At 56.3% G+C, this 18,149-nt stretch carries 15 protein-coding genes; 12 read left to right on the top strand and 3 right to left on the bottom strand.

What is annotated here, in order from left to right:
* On the top strand, positions 1 to 875 hold an 875-nt coding region (locus tag Q0510_RS12350; RefSeq protein ID WP_298711927.1), incomplete at its 5' end, for a S41 family peptidase.
* 67 nt (positions 876 to 942) lie between these two features.
* Here the strand turns inward: Q0510_RS12350 and Q0510_RS12345 are convergent.
* Positions 943 to 1,362 (bottom strand): LytTR family DNA-binding domain-containing protein, encoded by a 420-nt coding sequence (locus Q0510_RS12345; RefSeq protein ID WP_298711924.1) that lies wholly within the window; start codon positions 1,360 to 1,362, stop codon positions 943 to 945.
* 169 nt (positions 1,363 to 1,531) lie between these two features.
* On the opposite strand from Q0510_RS12345, the gene Q0510_RS12340 reads away from it, so the two are divergent.
* The 3 genes from Q0510_RS12340 (at position 1,532) to Q0510_RS12330 (ending at position 4,723) form a co-directional block, all read left to right on the top strand.
* Entirely contained in the window at positions 1,532 to 1,939 is a 408-nt protein-coding gene (locus Q0510_RS12340; RefSeq protein WP_298711921.1) for a hypothetical protein, read from the top strand.
* 145 nt (positions 1,940 to 2,084) lie between these two features.
* The gene (locus tag Q0510_RS12335) at positions 2,085 to 2,822 is read left to right on the top strand and encodes a murein L,D-transpeptidase catalytic domain family protein (protein WP_298711918.1); all 738 of its coding nucleotides are present in this window, start codon (positions 2,085 to 2,087) and stop codon (positions 2,820 to 2,822) included.
* A 47-nt stretch (positions 2,823 to 2,869) separates the two neighbouring features.
* Entirely contained in the window at positions 2,870 to 4,723 is a 1,854-nt protein-coding gene (locus Q0510_RS12330) for a glycoside hydrolase family 9 protein (RefSeq protein ID WP_298711915.1), read from the top strand.
* Here Q0510_RS12330 and Q0510_RS12325 read toward each other — a convergent pair.
* Positions 4,686 to 5,258: an RNA polymerase sigma-70 factor gene (locus tag Q0510_RS12325; protein ID WP_298711913.1), complete on the bottom strand. Its 573-nt coding sequence runs from the start codon at positions 5,256 to 5,258 to the stop codon at positions 4,686 to 4,688. The genes Q0510_RS12330 and Q0510_RS12325 overlap by 38 nt on opposite strands.
* A 161-nt stretch (positions 5,259 to 5,419) precedes the next feature.
* Here Q0510_RS12325 and Q0510_RS12320 point away from each other — a divergent pair, with 161 nt between their 5' ends.
* The 4 genes from Q0510_RS12320 to nagA all read left to right on the top strand — a co-directional run bounded on the left by Q0510_RS12320 (position 5,420) and on the right by nagA (position 13,123).
* Entirely contained in the window at positions 5,420 to 6,427 is a 1,008-nt protein-coding gene (locus Q0510_RS12320; RefSeq protein WP_298711911.1) for a FecR domain-containing protein, read from the top strand.
* A gap of 274 nt (positions 6,428 to 6,701) precedes the next feature.
* Positions 6,702 to 10,244: a TonB-dependent receptor gene (locus Q0510_RS12315; protein ID WP_298711909.1), complete on the top strand. Its 3,543-nt coding sequence runs from the start codon at positions 6,702 to 6,704 to the stop codon at positions 10,242 to 10,244.
* A 20-nt stretch (positions 10,245 to 10,264) separates the two neighbouring features.
* The gene (locus Q0510_RS12310; RefSeq protein ID WP_298711906.1) at positions 10,265 to 12,010 is read left to right on the top strand and encodes a RagB/SusD family nutrient uptake outer membrane protein; all 1,746 of its coding nucleotides are present in this window, start codon (positions 10,265 to 10,267) and stop codon (positions 12,008 to 12,010) included.
* 12 nt (positions 12,011 to 12,022) lie between these two features.
* Positions 12,023 to 13,123 carry an N-acetylglucosamine-6-phosphate deacetylase gene (nagA, locus tag Q0510_RS12305; protein ID WP_298711905.1) on the top strand — a complete coding sequence of 367 codons (1,101 nt, stop codon included), beginning with the start codon at positions 12,023 to 12,025 and terminating at the stop codon, positions 13,121 to 13,123.
* Positions 13,124 to 13,188: 65 nt separating this feature from the next.
* Here nagA and Q0510_RS12300 read toward each other — a convergent pair whose 3' ends face one another.
* Positions 13,189 to 13,977: an RDD family protein gene (locus Q0510_RS12300; protein WP_298711902.1), complete on the bottom strand. Its 789-nt coding sequence runs from the start codon at positions 13,975 to 13,977 to the stop codon at positions 13,189 to 13,191.
* 57 nt (positions 13,978 to 14,034) lie between these two features.
* Here Q0510_RS12300 and Q0510_RS12295 point away from each other — a divergent pair, with 57 nt between their 5' ends.
* From Q0510_RS12295 to Q0510_RS12280, 4 genes are read left to right on the top strand one after another with little or no spacing between them, the layout of a single operon-like run.
* Positions 14,035 to 15,021 carry a stage II sporulation protein M gene (locus Q0510_RS12295; protein ID WP_298711899.1) on the top strand — a complete coding sequence of 329 codons (987 nt, stop codon included), beginning with the start codon at positions 14,035 to 14,037 and terminating at the stop codon, positions 15,019 to 15,021.
* Entirely contained in the window at positions 15,018 to 15,914 is an 897-nt protein-coding gene (locus Q0510_RS12290; protein WP_298711897.1) for a DUF4129 domain-containing protein, read from the top strand. Before Q0510_RS12295 ends, Q0510_RS12290 begins: the two co-directional genes overlap by 4 nt.
* Before the next feature lie 4 nt (positions 15,915 to 15,918).
* Positions 15,919 to 17,169 (top strand): DUF4350 domain-containing protein, encoded by a 1,251-nt coding sequence (locus Q0510_RS12285; protein ID WP_298711895.1) that lies wholly within the window; start codon positions 15,919 to 15,921, stop codon positions 17,167 to 17,169.
* A complete protein-coding gene (locus Q0510_RS12280) occupies positions 17,169 to 18,149 on the top strand; it encodes a MoxR family ATPase (RefSeq protein WP_298711892.1) in 981 nt (326 codons plus the stop codon). Before Q0510_RS12285 ends, Q0510_RS12280 begins: the two co-directional genes overlap by 1 nt.

Genomic DNA, 18,149 nt, shown 5'->3' with positions numbered 1-18,149 from the left:
ACCGGGAGCTGGATCAATTCTTTCCCGGCTATTACGCAACGTTTTTCGGTCCGAGGACCGAATTCGAAGTGCAGTACAAGGAAGTGATGGGCAAACGGGTGACCACAACCCTTGCCGCCACTACGTTCGATCAACTGCCTAAGCCCCAGGCGCCCGATACGCCCGCTTTCGAGCTGCGCTGGCAGGATGCGGAAACGGCGGTGCTCCGGATCAGCGGTTTCCATGAAATGCCGGGTTTTTTGCCGGCTGCGTTCGCGGAGATCAAGTCTAAGGGCGCCAAACAACTTATCATCGACATCCGCGATAACGAAGGCGGCGCCGACCGACTGGGCGTGCAGCTCCTGTCATATCTCGCGCACCGCCCGTTCCACTACTATCAAAAACTGACGGTGGCCGGCGTCGGTCCGTATTCCTTTGAGGAGTATGCCACATTCCCGCCGGAAATGGAACAGTTGAAGCAATTCATCAAGAAAGTAGGGGACGAATATCTCTTCACCTACAGCGAAGGCCTGGGCTTGAAGCAACCTGTTGCGGAGCATGGTTTCCGGGGGAAGGTGTGCATCCTGCAGAACGGGCGCAGTTTTTCCGTAAGCGGGGAATTCGCCGCGGCGGCCCGGAACCTGGGCATCAAAACCGTAGGTGAAGAAAGCGGTGGCGGCCGGTTCGGGAATTCCAGCGGCGGGTTTGCCATCGTTACGCTGCCGAATTCTAAACTTACGCTGGCCGTTCCATTGCTTGGGTATCACATGCATCCCGGCGGAACGGCAACCGGCGGCGTGCCGGCTGATGTAACCGTCCTGCCCACCGTGCACGATGTGCTGGAGGGGCGGGATGTGGTCTTGGAGAAGGCGCTGAAAGTATTGACTGACCAATAGTTACAGGAAATATCCGCGCTTATTCGCCGAGCCAGCTTTGAATTGCGCGACTTTTTCGCGGAGGCACTTATTCGCCTAACCAGGCTTTAAACTGCGCCACTTTTTCGCGGCTGATGATGATCTCGGTGGCGGGGTGCTCGGGCCGGAGGTCCAGCTTCAGCTTGCCGTTCCACCAGACGTTGATCCGCGTAATAGCCGCATAACTCACGATCAGCTGGCGCGTGGCGCGGAAGAATGCGTCCGGGGAGATGCATTTCTCGATCTCGCCGAGCGACATGGACAGGTAATATTCCTTGCCGTCGTGCGTTTTAATATAACTGATCTTGTCGCGGGAGAAAAAATAGGCAATGTCCTGCACGGGAACAGAAATGATGGTTTGCCCGCGTTTGATGGCGAAGCGCTCCTTGTAGGCTTGTTTCTTTAACAGTACTTCAAGCATTTGCGCGATGTCCCGGATGTCGGGGACTGGGGTTTGTAAAGTAAGCATGGGATTTCACATTGTTTCTTTCAAAGACAAAGTAAAGGGATATAAAAATCCCGCGTACCCGGTAAACTACTTATTTTTCGTAACTGCTTACATATTTTTTGCATCCGAATTGGCGGAAATGGCAACCCGGGGTGGTAAATTGACGTACCCAACCGAAACACTTGAGCATATGCGCATACAATCCTACGTTTTCATCGCAGCATCGTCGTTCCTGCTGGCCTGCTCTTCGAACGACAATAACGACAACGCCCCGGGAGGGGTTACTTCCGGCAACTGGCGCGTAAGCACGTTTTCGGAGCGGGGATCGGATGAGACCGGGGATTTCTCCGGCTGGACCTTCCAGTTTGCCGCCAACGGGCAACTCTCCGCCAGTAAAAACGGCGCCGGGAAAACGGGGACCTGGTCCATGAACAACAATACCCGCTTCAACATCGACCTTGGCCCGAAAACCGACGCCAACGAACCGCTAGGTGAACTGACCGACGACTGGAAGATCATTTCCGTTTCCAATACCCAAATCAAACTCACCGACGACAACGCTTCCAGTGCTGAATTTTTGACATTCACAAAGAATTGATAATCAATGACTATTTTTTGACCACTTTCCGACAATTCAATGATATTAACAACAATACGGATGATGAATATTTCGTATCTTTGTCACTAATCGAATTAAAAACCATTTTTTTGACAAACCATTAGTGAACATTAACATGAGGCGGATGAAAAAAAGTTTAAGCAAAAAAGTTTACGTACTTCCATTTTTAGTCCTTACTTCCCTACTGAGTCTGAACGTTTCTTCCATCGGGAAAAATCACACGGGATTGGTGGCCAATACGGTCGTAACATCGGAAACGGTGACTGCGGCGATGCGCTACGATTCCCTCGGGCTTGCCGATGCGGGACTTTCGAAAGCGGCTTTTGAGCGCGCCATGTCGGGGTATGATAAGCTGGTATCGGAAGGTAAAATCAAAAGAGAAAACATCATTTCCATTATCGACTTCAGTTTGCCATCAACAAGCAAGCGCCTGTTCGTAATCGACCTGGAGCAGGGGAAAGTGTTGTATAATACGCTCGTGTCGCACGGCCGGAATTCCGGTAAAGACATGGCCACCTCATTTTCCAACCGTCCGGAGAGCTTTAAGAGCAGCCTGGGTTTCTATGTAACCGGTGAAACCTACCAGGGTGCACATGGTTACTCCATGCGTTTGCAGGGCACGGAACTGGGCATTAACGATAAAGCGATGGAACGCGGGATCGTGATGCATGCGGCCGATTATGTGAACGACAAGCTGGGGAAAGCGCAGGGCTATATCGGCAGAAGCCTGGGATGCCCCGCAGTACCGGTGAACATGCACAAAAAGATCATCGGCAGCATCCGTAACGGTACGTGCCTGTTTATTTACAGTCCCGACCGCGGATACCTGGCTTCCAGCCGGATGGGCCACGCGGCTGTATAACGGCTTTTACCGGCGGGATTGTCTATATTGAGACAAACGCCGGAATCATGAAGCAGATCATCCTTTCTCTTTTAATTATTCCACAACTTTTTATAGCAAGCGGATCGCGCAGCGGAGACACACCGGCGCCATCCGCTTTTTTATTGCGTTCCGCGCCCCCGGTAGTTCGGATCAACCAGATCGGGTATTTGCCAACGGGCGTGAAAGTGGCCGTCTGGGGCGGGCCGGATAATGTAGTGGTAAGGGAATTCAGCCTGGTTGATTCCGCCACCGGGCAATCCGTATTTACCGGCTACCCGGCCAGGGCGTACGGCGCTTACGGCCCCTTCGGCCAGACGTACCGCCTCAACTTCTCCGCGTTCCGCACACCCGGCACCTATTACATCCAAACCCCCTCCGCCAGGTCCCCTTATTTCCGCATCGCCCCCGATGTATACAAAGGCGCGGCCGACTTCTGCCTGCGATACCTCCGCCAGCAACGCTGCGGATTCAACCCCTTTCTCAAAGATTCCTGTCATACCGCCGACGGATACACGCTATACGGCCCCATGCCCGACAGCACCCGCATCAACGCCATCGGCGGCTGGCACGACGCGAGCGACTATCTGCAATATTCCACCACTTCCGCCAATACCGTTTACCACCTGCTCGCCGCTTACCGTGATTTTCCCAAAGTCTTCGGTGATGCGCATGCGTCCACCGGCCTCCCTGGCGCCAACGGCGCGCCCGACGTGCTCGACGAAGCCCGCTGGGGGCTCGACTGGCTGTTGCGCATGCACCCGCAGGACGACTGGCTGTTCAACCAGATCGCCGACGACCGCGACCATCGCGGCATGCGGTTGCCGAGGCTGGATTCCTTTTACGGGCGCGGGCATGAGCGGCCGGTGTATTTCTGTTCCGGCGAGCCACAAGTGCAGGGCGTGAAATACAAAAAAATGAACCGCAGTACCGGTGTGGCGTCTACCGCCGGCAAGTTTGCGAGCGCCTTCGCGCTGGGGCATACGCTTCTCCGCGATTCCGACGCGGCATATGCGAAAGCACTGCTGGCGAAAGCGCACAGTGCGTACAAACTGGGCGTGGCGAAGCCCGGCGTCCAGCAAACGGCGTCGGTAATGTCGCCTTACATTTATGCGGAAGATAACTGGTCGGATGATATGGAACTGGCTGCAGCGGAGCTTTTCGGGCTTACCCGCGAGCAGCGGTTCTATCGCCAGGGCTGGGAATACGCGGCGATGGAGCCCGTCACGCCCTGGCTCGGGAAAGACACGGCGAACCACTATCAATGGTACCCGTTCATCAACCTGGGGCATTATGAGCTGGCGAAACGCGCGAAGGGCAAGGACCGCAACAACCTCACAGGGTTCCTGACGGCGGGCATTGAAAGGGTGAGGGTGAAAGCGGAACAGAATGCTTTCTTCCGCGGGGTGCCGTTCATCTGGTGCAGCAACAACCTCACCGCGGCGTTCGCGATCCAGTGTTACTGGTACGGCATGCTCACGGGCCGCGACCATTTCGCGGAACTGGCGCAAGCGAATGTGGACTGGCTGTTCGGCTGCAATCCCTGGGGAACGAGCATGGTGTACGGGTTGCCCGCGCACGGGGATACGGCCGTGGATCCGCATTCCGCGTTCACGCACATCGGGAATTATCCGATAGACGGCGGCCTGGTGGACGGTCCCGTGTACGGCACGATTTACGGCAGCCTCATCGGCATCAAACTGGCGGAAGCGGATGAGTACGCGGCTTTCCAGAGCCCGTTGGTCGTTTACCACGACGACTACGGTGATTACAGCACCAACGAACCTACGATGGACGGCACCGCGGCGCTGATTTATTTACTGGCGTTAAAGGAAAATGAAGGGCTTACCACGGAAGCATCCACGCGCCGGCCAGCAAGATAGTGCGCTGGAGACCGCTGCGCAGCATGCGCAGGGCTTTGCGCATGTGTTGTTCCACGGTGTTGACGGAGATGCCAGACCGTTCGGCGATCTCCTTGTTGCTGAGCTCTTCGCCACGGCTGAGGAGGAACACCTGCCGGCATTTTTCCGGGAGCTGCTGGATGGCGTCGGAGAGTTGGTGGGTCAGTTCTTTGTGGGAAAGATAGGATTCCACGTCGTTGCCTTGCGCGGCAGGGCGCGTTTCCTGGAAAATTTCGTATTTGTGGTGGATGGATTGGCGGTGGAGATAATTCAATACCCGGTTCCGCAGGGCGGTAAAAATATATGCTTTGAAAGAAGTGTGAATCTCGAGGCGGTCCTTTCTTTCAAGCAATTCCAGGAACACTTCCTGCACGAATTCGCGCGCCGTTTCGCGGTCGCCCGTCTTTTCATATGCTTTCTTCAGCAACATCACCGCATACCTTTCGTACAGCGTTTCAAACGCTGACTGGTCGCCGCTCTTCCAACGGTCGAGGAGTATGGAGTCGGTATGTTGCACAGGGTGTGGAATAGATTCTGGTCGTTGTTCGTAAGATAAATGTAAGTAAAAATAAGCGCTAAATACAAAGTGAAACCCCGGAAAATTATTTTTTTAAAGCGGATAACGGCAGGGGTTTTTTTTATTGTCCTATACGGTAACCGACGCATCAAATCACGATTATGGGTGTGACAGACATCAGGCATTTATTGGAGAAATACGCATCCGGCACTTGTACGCCGGAGGAGCTGGAAGCATTGGAAGCATGGTATGAAAGTTTCCGTCATCCCGAAGCGGCGGAATCCGGCTGGGAAGGGGATGAAGCGCTGACGCGCGAGTTGATGCAGGATTTCCGTGAGATGCAGCGCCGGAAGGAACGGCTGTTTCGCGGAGACAAGGGCTGGCGCAACTGGTGGAAGGCCGCGGCGGTGATCGTTCCCGTGGCGGGCATCGGTGCGTTGTTGTGGATGAGCCGTCCGTCTGCCGTGCCCGTTGCATCAGGCCCGGTGTTAACGGAAGTGCCCGCAGCGCCCGGCAGCAAGCGTTTCATCCTGTTGCCCGACAGCAGTACGGTTGTTTTGCGGGAAGGCAGCACGCTGCTCTATCCTGCCGCATTCAGCGGTGGCGAGCGGGTGGTGACGCTTACGGGCGAAGGGTATTTTGATGTGCGGGAGCAGCCCGGCAAACCGTTCCGGATCCGTTCGGGGAAACTGGTCACCACCGTACTGGGGACCGCCTTTTCCATCAAAGCCTATCCCGGGCAGGAACATGTGACGGTGACGGTCAGCAGCGGGAAAGTGAAGATCGAAGAGCAGGCAGGAAATAAGTTGCTGGGTATCCTGGGAGAGGACCAGCAGATCGTATATGAAAACGACGCCGCGGTCGTGGAAACCCGCCCGGTGAAAGCGGAAGAGAACATCGCCTGGCTGAAGAAGGGAATGGACTTCCATTCCGTACCATTCGAAGACATTGCGGCACAGATCTCCGAACAATACCAGGTAAAAATAACATTCGCCAGCGATGCGCTGCGCCAATGCAGGATACGCGCCACTTTTGAAGGGACGGAAACCCTGGACCAGGTGCTGTTCGTGTTATGCACGGTGCGCAATGCCACCTATACCCGGCAAGGCGAGACGATCATCATCAGCGGAGAAGGCTGCCCGGACGAAGCGGGCGCCGTTTCAAAATAATTCAGGATTGAATAGCTTATCATCGATCGGTAACCAAAATCACGCAACATGAATCGGATCATGACGAGGCAACCGTGCCTGCGCCATTAACGAAAAACCCCTCCGTACTGTGGCAGGTCGGGAGGGGAAGGTCTAAAACGTAAACAGCCTGTGAGGGCTGATTCTTCATCATTTTAAACTAATGCAAGTTATGCAAAAATCAGCGGTTTTTGCTAATGGTCGGCTGTTACCGTTACTGTACAAAGCAGTTTATTCCACGCAAATGCGGTTTGTTATGAGATTTAGTCTGTCTCTGTTACTCTTCATGGTTATGGGCCTCCAGTTGCTGGTGGCCTCTCCGCTCAAAGGCCAGGCGCTGGATGAGAAGAAGATCACCATGGAGGCTACCAACATCACGCTGGAGAAGGCGTTGGTGGCGGTGGAAAGGCTTTCGGGGTTCAGGGTAGCGTTTGCTACGGAGAAAGTGCTGCGGCACCAGCGGGTATTTATGCCGATGGGCACCCGCAGCGTAAGCGCCACACTGAACTCGCTTCTCACCCAAACCGGGTTGGAATACCGGTATTCCGAAAATACCATTATGATCGTTCCCCAGCCCGAAAGCGCGCCGGCTCCCCAGCCGCCCGCTCCCGCCCTGGCGGATTCGCTGCAGCCCGTCCGCGGGAAAGTCGTGGATGAAGCAGGGCTCGCATTGCCCGGCGTGTCCATCCGCGTGAAAGGCACCACCCGCGGCGTTTACTCCGACGGTAACGGCCAGTTCGTGCTCCAGGCGGCCAAAGGGGAAATGATCGTTTTCTCCTCCGTGGGCTCCGTACAACAGGAACACATCGTTTCCGGCAACGCGCCCCTTTCCATCGTGATGGCGGCGGACAACCGTAAGCTGGAAGACGTCGTGATCGTAGGCTACGGCACCCAGCGCAAAGGGAACCTCACCGGCGCCGTGAGCACCGTTGACGTGAAGCGCACCCTCGAAGCCAGGCCCATCACCGACGTCGGCCGCGGCCTCCAGGGCGCCGTTCCCGGCCTCACCATCACCACCTCCAGCGGCGACCTCGGCCGTAACCCGAACATCCGCCTCCGCGGTATGACCGGCTCCCTCAACAACAACGGCGTGGGCACCCAACCCCTCATCCTCGTTGATAACGTGGAAGTACCCAGCCTGCAAATGGTGAACCCGCAGGACATCGCCAATATTTCCGTGCTGAAAGACGCCGCGTCTACCGCCATCTACGGCTCCCGCGCGGCCTGGGGCGTGATCCTCATCACCACCAAAAGCGGCAAGAAAGGCGCCCCTTCCAAGATCGATTACAGCAATAACTTCTCCTGGTCCAAACCCCTCTCGCTGCCGGAGGTCATGAACGGTACCGACTGGGTGCAAACCGCGATGGAAACCCGCAGGCGTACCACCCAGAATCCCGACCTGGTTTCTTTCGGCGTGCTGGGAATGACCTACGACACCATGAGCATCCGCAAGATCCGTGAATGGGAGCAGCAGTATGCAGGTAAAGACCTGGGCGACGAACTGGTGCCCGGCCGCGACTTCGAAGTGCGGGGCGGGGCCTTCTATCCCTACCGCACCTGGAATGCCGCCGACCGCTGGATGAAAGCAGCCTCCTTCCAGCAAAAGCACGATGTCGCCTTCTCCGGCGGCGGTGAAAAGACGGTGTACCACCTGAGCCTGGGATATCTCAACCAGACCGGTCTGCTGAAAGTAAAGAACGACCGCTTCGACCGGTATAACGCCACGCTGAACCTCAATTCCACCGTCACCGACTGGATGGACGTGCGCGGCAAAATGATGTTTTCCCAATCCAACCTGACCACTCCCTTCTCCTATTCCGCCGCCACATACGGCCCCTGGTACTATCTCTACCGCTGGCCGCCGACCTATCCCTACGGCACGCTGAACGGCCAGCCCATGCGGAGCATCATCATGGAAATGGAGCAGAGCCAGATGGACCGCAACCGCTCGAACTTCAACCGGATGCAGATCGGCGCCACGCTGCGGCCTGTCAGGAACCTGACCGTGGATGTGGATTACACCTATTCCACCACCAACACGCGCCTGCACCAGGTGGGCGGCAAGCTGCGCGGGATCAACTTCTGGGCCAACGGCAACCTGAATTATGCCGAAGACTTCCAGGGTGCGAACTTCGATATGGTGCGCGACCGCTCCAGCTATAACACCATGCACTCAGGCCGCGTTTTCGCGACGTATTCGCTGGACTTCAACGATGTGCATCACCTGAAATTCCTGGCTGGTACCGACATTGACCAATATACCAGCGGGTTTCATTCTTCGGAAAGGCGCAAGCTCATCGACCCGAATTTTGGTGAGATCGGCCTGGCGCTGGGCGATCAATTTGTGGGCAGCGACGCGGCGCATTGGGCCACCAACGGTTACTTTGCAAGGGTCAACTATGATTACAAGAATAAATACCTGCTGGAAGTCAACGGCCGTTACAACGGTTCTTCCTGGTTCCCGGAGAATGATAAATGGGCATTTTTCCCGTCTGTTTCGGCGGGATATGTGCTGACGGAAGAGTCTTTCATGAAATCGCTCCAGCCCACATTGAACTTCTTCAAGATCAGGGGTTCCTGGGGGCAGGTGGGTAACCAGAACCTCGGCGGTTACCGCTTCCTGTCAGTGATGAATTCCGCCAACAGCAACTGGATCATCGGCGGCAACAATATGCTGACCTTCTCGTCTCCCGGCCTCGTTTCCAAATCCCTGACCTGGGAAACGGTAACTACGCTGGACTTCGGCGCGGAAGCCCGCTTCCTCGACAGCCGGTTCGGCGTTACGTTCGACTGGTATAGCCGCGTGACGTCGGACATGATCACCACTACCGTGGGCGTTCCGTCGACATTGGGTACCGGCGCGCCGGTGCTGAATTACGGGGAGCTGACGACGAAAGGATGGGAGCTGGCGTTAGATTATAACCACCGGTTCGACAACGGGCTTAACATCAACGTGGTGGGCGCCGTTACGGATTTCAGTGAAGAGCTGACCAGGTTCGTGAGCGCTACCCGGAATATTTACGGCAACTACGAAGGACGCAACCTCGGCGAAATCTGGGGTTACGAAACCGACCGCATCTTCCAGGAAGGAGACTTTACACAGAGCGGCGGCGTGTATGTGCCGAAGGCGGGCATCCCCGACCAGACGGCCCTCACCCGCGGCAGCGGTTGGTTCAGGTATGGCCCCGGCGACATCAAATACAAAGACCTCAACGGCGACGGTAAAGTTACCTTCGGCAACGAAACCCTCGACGACCGCGGCGATCTCCGCATCATCGGCAACTCAACCCCGCGCTATCAGTACAGCCTGCGGCTGGGGGCAGACTGGAAAGGGATCGACCTGAGCGTTTTCTGGCAAGGCGTCGCCAAACGCGACCTCTGGGCGTCTGGGCCCGTAGCCATCCCCGGTTTCAGGGAAACGGAAGCGTGGTATACCCATCAGACCGATTACTGGACGCCGACCAATACGGACGCCTTCTATCCCCGCCCCACTTATCACGACCAGGCGGAAAGCATCAAGAACTTCTACCGGCAAACGAAATACCTGCTGAACATGTCGTACCTGCGGCTCAAGAACCTGACGCTTGGGTACACCCTGCCGCAGCACCTCGTGAGCCGGGCGAAATTCAAGAACGCCAGGGTTTACATCGCAGGCGAAAACCTGCTCACGTTCGACCGGCTGAACATTCCCATCGATCCCGAAATTGACTATCTGCCCGAACAATCGGACCGGAACTCCTTTGCCCGCGTGTACCCCTACCGCGCAGAGTATTCCGTAGGCCTGCAAATCACTTTCTAATCGATCAAACCTGACAGGATATGAAAATCAAGATATTAACACTCGTATTGGCGGCGATCATGGTTGGCGGGTGTGGGAAAGATTTCCTCACCCGGATGCCGCTCGACCAACTGACCGACGAAACTTACTGGAGCTCCGAAGAAAACGTACGCGCGTTCGCCTACCGGTTTTATCCCGTGTTCTTCACCGGCTACGGTTCCGGTTTTTCCTACGGCCCGTATACGTATCTCGGGCAGGGGCTGAACGACGATTTTTCCCCGGAAACGCCGGGCCAGTTCGCCAAACAGATTCCCACTACTTCGTCGAACTGGTCGTTCGTGCGCGTTCGCGACGCCAACCTGATGCTGGCGCGGGTAGATAAAATGGAGATGCTGCAGCCCGAAGCCAAAAACCACTGGAAAGGCGTGGCCCGCCTGTTCCGCGCGCTGGCTTACTATTCCCTGGTGAATGATTATGGCGACGTGCAATGGTACGACCGTCCGCTCGATATCGTCGAGGAGTCGGAGCTCTTCAAGCCGCGCGACGCCCGCACGGCAGTGATGGACCATTTGCAGGAGGACCTGGAGTTCGCCGCCGCCAACATCCGCGTGGCCGACGGGGCCAAGGGGCTGAACGTGACCAAATGGGTGGCGCTCGCGTACATGTCAAGGATCATGCTGTTCGAGGGCACCTGGCAGAAATACCATGGCGGCAATGCCGATAAATCGAAGAAGTACCTGGAAGCAGCCAAGTGGGCGGCGAACGAAGTCATCACCAACGGCGGTTTCAGTTTTTCACATAACTACCGCGAATCGTTCAACTCGCTGGATCTGGCGTCCAATAATGAAATCATTATGTACCGCAGTTACGTGACCGGGTTGCTGACGCATTCCACCATGAGTTACGTGAACACTGATCCGCAGGTAGGGCCGTCGAAAGACCTGGTGGAATCGTACCTGTCGAACGACGGGCTGCCCATTGGGCTGTCGCCGCTTTACCAGGGCGATACGACGATCGCGGCGGTGCTCACCGACCGTGACCCCCGGCTCGCGCATACCCTGGCGCCTGCTTTGCGCCCCACCGGTTCGAAGGGCCGGTTCAACAATTATGCGCCATCATCTTCCGGCTACGCCCATCATAAATTCCTGAACGAATCCATCGCGTCGCAGCCGAATGGCGGCGGCAGTTTGAACGACACGGACGCGCCGGTGATCCGGCTGGGGGAAGTGATGGTGAATTACGCCGAAGCCTGCGTGGAGCTGGGAACGCTTTCCCAGGCCGATCTGGATAAATCGATCAATAAACTGCGGGCACGGCCGGTGGGCAATGCCAATCCGCTGCCGCCGCTGCAGGTGCTGGGCGGTAACCCAGCGGTAAACGGTGTGGCGTACGACGATCCCGCGCGCGACCCGCAGGTGCCGGCCATGATCTGGGAGATCCGCCGGGAGCGCCGCGTGGAGCTGTGCTTTGAAGGCTTCCGCCTGGATGATCTGCGCCGCTGGAAAAAACTGGCTTATGCCGATACCCGCAACCATCCCGATATCAACCGCGGCGCATGGATCAGGCGTTCGGACTGGGTACGGACCGACGGCTCGGGTGGTTCCTGGCTGGTGAACATTCACCTGACCGGCCCGGATGAAGGTTACATTATTCCGTCCAATTCGCCGGCGGCGGACAGGATTTTTGACAACGAGCGCGTATATTTGACTCCGATCCCCGCGGATCAGATCAAAATATTCTCCGACAGAGGGTTCGTGCTCAGTCAGAATCCTCTCTGGCAAAACTAAACGAAACCACATATGATGCTGGCGCTTACGCAAGCCCGGATATTTACCGGCAAAGACATGATTACGGGCGAGTCCATCCTGTTGGACAACGGGCGGATCCTGGGGCTTGTGAGCGAAAACAGCATACCATCTGATTATTACATCATCCATCATCCCGGGATGACGATCGTGCCGGGCTTGCTGGATCTGCAGATCTACGGAGGAGGCGGCGTCTTGTTTTCAGACGCTCCCTCCTCCGCTGCTTTATACCAAATGGCGGCGGGGCTCCTGAAATCGGGCACCACGGGCTTTCTCATCACCCTGGCCACCAACCGGCTGGAAGTGTTCGAAGAGGCGATGGATATCGTAAGCGACAACCCGCATCCCGCCGTGCTGGGGCTTCACCTCGAAGGGCCGTACATCAATCCCGTCAAACGTGGCGCCCATATCCTGGATTGCATCCGGAAGCCGGAGGTCAAAGAAGTGGAAGCGCTCCTCAAACGCGCAAAGGGAACGGTGAAGATGGTGACGCTGGCGCCGGAAATGGCTTCGCCCGACGTGATTCAATTGCTGCTCGATAACGGGGTGGTGATTTCCGCCGGGCACAGCAACGCCACTTTCGCGGAAGGCATGGCGGGCTTTAACGCCGGCATCCAAACGGCCACGCACCTCTTCAACGCCATGAGCCCGTTCCATCACCGCGATGTGGGCCTGCCGGGAGCCGTTTATCAATCACAAGCCTTTGCCAGCATCATCCCCGACGGTATCCATGTGAGTTACGAAGCGCTGGCGGTCAGCAAGAAAGTGATGGGGGAAAGATTATTCCTTATTACCGACGCGGTGGAGAAAAGTGAGGGCGCTTACCCGCATATCCGGCAGGAAGACCGGTTCGCGCTGCCGGACGGCACTTTGTCGGGCTCGGCGATTTCCCTCGTCGAGGGCGTCCGCAATTGCGTGCAGCATGTAGGCATGACGTTCGAAGAAGCCGTGCGCATGGCCACCGTGTATCCTGCGAAATTAATGGGGTATACCGATATCGGCGCGATCCGTTCCGGGTACCGCGCCAACTTCACCCTGATCGATGCCGACGGCAATACCGGCGGCGTGTACATCGATGGGCAATTCCATCAATAAGAAAATTCAACTCAAAAAGAAGTCCGGGCCCGCAACGCGCCGGACTTCTTTTTATCTTCAAAAATCTATTTACGGGTAACGAGATAATTGTAATCGTTCAGGAGCGTTTCCAGGAACTCCAGCGCAGGCATGTCCGACTCTATATGCAGTACTTCTTTGATTTTAAAGGAGATGCGTTCCGCCATGACGTGGTCTTTGCTTCGGTGGGTGCCGTCGATCACGGATTTGATCTTGCTGAGGTCGCGATCGGAAAGGCGCAGGATCTGCGGGAACTGCGGTTCGTAATTCTCCACCGCGATCTCCCGGAAGATCGTATCCTCCAGGCTATGCCGCTGCCGCGTACGCACCAGGATGGTGCCCGCGGCCATATCGCCCAGCCGCTGGTTCAGGGGCGAGCGCAGTACCATGATCACCGGGATCATCCCGATGACCAATACAATTAAAGCCGTTAAAGGCGTGGTTTCGGAAAGGATCGCACCGATCAGCAGCATCGTCAGCAACGGCGATTCGATCAGCCGGAACATCCAGCGCAGCAATACCTGGCTGATGCTCGGCACATTCCCCATCAGGCTCACCACCTTAATATCCATGACCCGCTTACCCAGGCTCTGCCCTTTCATCACCAGTTCCGAAACCAGGTAATACAGCGAAACTGGCAATCCCACCACCAGCATTTCAATCATATCCTCGCTCTCATACGGCACATCCGCCTTTTTGATGAGGTACAGCGCCAACAGGATATATGCCCCCCGGATCAGCAGGTCAAGCAGATAGGCCACGAGCCGCCTGCCCAGATCGGCCGCTTCGAATTCCAGGTCGATATTGAATACGGTAGGGATTTTAATATTAGGCATGATCAAATTTAAAATTTATTATATTTTCACTTCGTTATTTTTTATCTCCGGTACCGCATGAGAGAATCTTCATTCATTAAACGTAACCTGCGACGGTGGACCACCATTCGGGAAGAGCCCACCGAAGACCCGGATGTGATGGCCGAACGGTTCACTTCCCTCGTCGACGACCTCGCCTACGCCAAAACCTTTTATGCCCACAGCAAAGTGACCGGGTATATCAACGGCATGGCCGCGGGCATCTTTCAGCGTATCTACCGGGATCACCAGGGCGACAAGCACCGGTTCCGCAATTTCTTCCGGTACCAGCTGCCCTTGCTCATCCGCAAACATCACCGCGTTTTCCTGTTTACTTTCTGTTATTTCCTGTTGTTCTGCATTCTCGGGGCTTTTTCATCCGCCAACGACGATTCCTTCGTGCGCGGCGTGCTGGGCGATGATTATGTGAACATGACCGAGGAGAATATCGCCAAAGGCGATCCCTTCGGCGTTTACAAAGACGAAAATCCCTGGATGATGTGGCTGCGGATCGGTTATAACAACATCCGCGTGTCGATGTACTGCTTTGTGAGCGGGATCGCTTTTTCGGCGGGCACGCTCTGGGTGCTGTTTAAAAACGGCATTATGGTAGGATCGTTCCAGTATATGTTTTTCGCGAAAGGTTTGGGATTGAAGTCGGTACTGGTGATCTGGATCCACGGCACCCTGGAGATCTCGTCTATCGTGATCGCGGGCACTGCCGGCGTGATATTGGGCAACAGCCTGCTGTTTCCCGGTACTTTTTCCAGGAAGGAATCCCTGAAACGGGGCGCCCTCGAAGGCGTGAAGATCATCGCATCCCTGATACCCATTTTCATCGTGGCCGCCTTCCTCGAAAGCTTCGTGACGCGCCACACGGAAATGCCGATGGTGCTCAGCATAACGATCCTCGCCCTTTCCGCGGCATTCATGATCTGGTATTTCATCTGGTATCCCATCCGCGTGGAAAAAATGGGGTACCGCCTCGATATGGACAGCAAACTGATTAAACCCGCCGCCGCATGATGATGTTGAAGACCGCGCTGCTGTTCCTCCTGCTGATTTCCGGCGCCAACGCTATCGCGCAGCAGCCCTCCCGGCCGGTGGATACCTCCGGCTTCCGGATGCTCGATTCGTCGGATGCGGATAATATTCCCATTGAAACCGGCGACGTTTCCGAATCGGACGTAGACACCTCGGCGCTGGAGATGACGGAAGAAGAGTTGGAAGATATGTCGCAGGAAGACCGGATGCGCAATGGCTATATCGAACATTCGCTGTACGACCGCCAGCCGATAGACGGTTTCGACGAAAGCGCGCAGATGCGCCTGACGCCCCGGCACCCGGATTCATCCGCCATGGCGGCGCTCCGCAGCGCGGGGGAATACAAGTACCCGCCCTACAAACCTTCCAATACCAAAAGCCCGCGCTGGTTGCGGGCGATCGGGGAATGGGCGTCCCATAACCTGTCCGGCATCCGCAACGTCATGTTCATCGCTTTTGCATTGCTGATTATCGTATCGATCGTGTTGTTTATGAATAGGAACGACATCCCTGTTTTCAGGTGGCGTTCGCGCAGGGCCAGGCAGCAGATCGCTGCCGAAGAATCGGTGATGGCATCCGACCTGGAGGCTATGGCGCTCGCCGCGCGGGATGCGGGGCAGCTAAGGGAGGCGGTGCGCTTGCGGTACCTGCATTCGCTGCAGCTGCTGGAAAGCAAGGGGCTGATCGCCCGGTCGAAGGACAAGACGAATATGGATTACCTCCGCGAACTGGGCCGCACCGCCTATCACGCGGCGTTTTCCGTGATCACGTTGCAATATGAATATGTGTGGTATGGCAAGATGCCTTTGAGCGAGGCGCAATTCTGGCGGGTGAACGAGGCTTTCGACGATTTTAAACATTCCTTATCCAAATAACGCAGTGAATAAACGCATTATCATCATAGGGTTGGCCGTGGCGGTTGTGATACTGTTCATCCTGTTGCTGATGGGGATCAGCCACCGGGTGGTGCCTGTTTTGCAGCAGGGCGTGGATCCGCGTTACGTCCGCACTGCGGTGCATTACGGCAATAAGAACACCACCCCATATGGCAGCAAGGCCGCCTTTTCGCTGCTGGACAAATATTTCAACGGCCGCGCTCCGCGCCTCACCACCCGCCCGTTCACTTATACCTACCGCAAAACGAAAAGCCTGGAAGGCGGTAACTCGGTGTATATCGCCGTGGCCTCGCGGCTTTTCCTGACGGAACAGGATGCAGCGGATATGTCGGCCTACGTGGCCGCCGGCAACCAGTTGTTTTTGGTGGTGGAAAGCACCGATTCCCTCCTCGAAAACACTTTCGGTTTTACGACAACGGAATCCGGCTGGGAAATGTTCCCTGCCTCCGCCGTGCAACGCTTTGTGAACCCGGCTTTTTCGCCGGATACGGTTTTTTCGGGGAAAGGGATTCCTATGAACCGCTACCTGGTGCTGGAGGAAAGCGATTCCGCGGTGATCACCATCCTGGGGAACAATGCAAGGCATCAACCCAACTTCTTCCGCGTGCAGCATGGCGAGGGGCAGCTGTTCGTGCTGCTCAACCCGATGACCTGGACCAATTCCTGGTTGCTGGAAAACGATAACGTGCAGTCGCTCACCTGGCAGATGGCGTACCTGCGGATGCATGCCGATCATGTGTACTGGGATGAGTTCTACAAATACCAGAAAGTGCGGCGGACCTCCGATAATTTCTCGGACATGCAGGTGATGCTGAAGCATCCCCCGCTGCGGTGGGCGCTCTGGCTGGCCCTGCTCCTGGTGGCGCTGTATATTTTCAGCGAAAGCAAACGCCGCCAGCGCATCATCCCCGCGATGCCCGTGCTCCGCAACAATTCCATCGATTTCGCGGAAACCCTCGGGCGGCTGTACTACCTGCATCACAACAATACCAACCTGGCCCAGAAAATGGCCCAGCATCTCCTCGAATACATCCGTCAGCATTATTTCCTGAATACTGCGCAGATCAATGCCGAATTCATCAGCGGACTGGCCCGCAAATCCGGCCACCCGCGGGAATTTATTGAAGGAATGATGCAAATGGTGACGGAAGTAAGGCTCGGCGGGGATGTGGATGACGAATATTTGCATACCTTTTACAACAGCATCTATCAATTCTATCAAAAAACGAAATAATGGATATCAACACCTTTGAGCCGCGTACCGACCTGGCGGACCTCCACGAAGCCGTAGGGGCCATCCGCAACGAGATCGCGAAAGTAATCGTAGGGCAGCACCAGATGGTGGACCTGCTGATGACGGGGCTGCTGGCCAACGGGCATATGCTGGTGGAAGGCGTGCCGGGCGTCGCCAAAACCCTCGCGGCCAAGCTCCTCGCCGGCACCATCGACGCAAAGTTCTCCCGCATCCAGTTCACGCCGGACCTCATGCCGGCCGACGTGCTGGGTACTTCCATCTTCAACCCGCAAAGCAAAGAATTCGAATACAAGAAAGGCCCGGTTTTCGGGAATGTCATCCTGATCGATGAGATCAACCGCGCCCCGGCCAAAACGCAGGCGGCGTTGTTTGAAGTGATGGAAGAACGCCAGATCACCAACGACGGCGTTACCCACCTCCTCGACGCGCCTTTCATGGTGATCGCCACGCAAAACCCCATCGAGCAGGAAGGCACTTACCGCCTCCCCGAAGCCCAGCTCGACCGTTTCCTGTTCAAAGTGGAAGTGAAATACCCTTCGCTGCAGGACGAGATCGCCATCCTCCAGGCCGCCAACGCCCGCGGCGGCGATCACACGGCGGTGGAGCAGGTGCGGCCCGTGGTGAGCGCATCCACTATCATCCGGCTGCAGCAGAAAGTGCGCACCATCCTCATGGAAGAAAAACTCCTGCAATACGTGGCCACGCTGGTGAACGAAACCCGTAACAATCCCGGGATTTACCTCGGCGCCTCGCCGCGCGCATCGGTAGCGGTGATGAACTGCGCCAAAGCCGTGGCCGTGATGAACCACCGCGATTTCGTGACGCCCGACGATGTGGTGTACATCCTGCCGCATGTGCTGCGCCACCGCATCATCCTCACGCCCGAACGCGAAATGGAAGGCATCACGCCCGACGAAGTGATCGCCGAAATTCTCAAAGCCGTAGAAGTACCCAGATAA

The sequence above is a fragment of the uncultured Chitinophaga sp. genome (assembly GCF_937874145.1).
Lineage (GTDB): Bacteria > Bacteroidota > Bacteroidia > Chitinophagales > Chitinophagaceae > Chitinophaga.
This window is presented reverse-complemented; position numbering and strand designations above follow the sequence as displayed.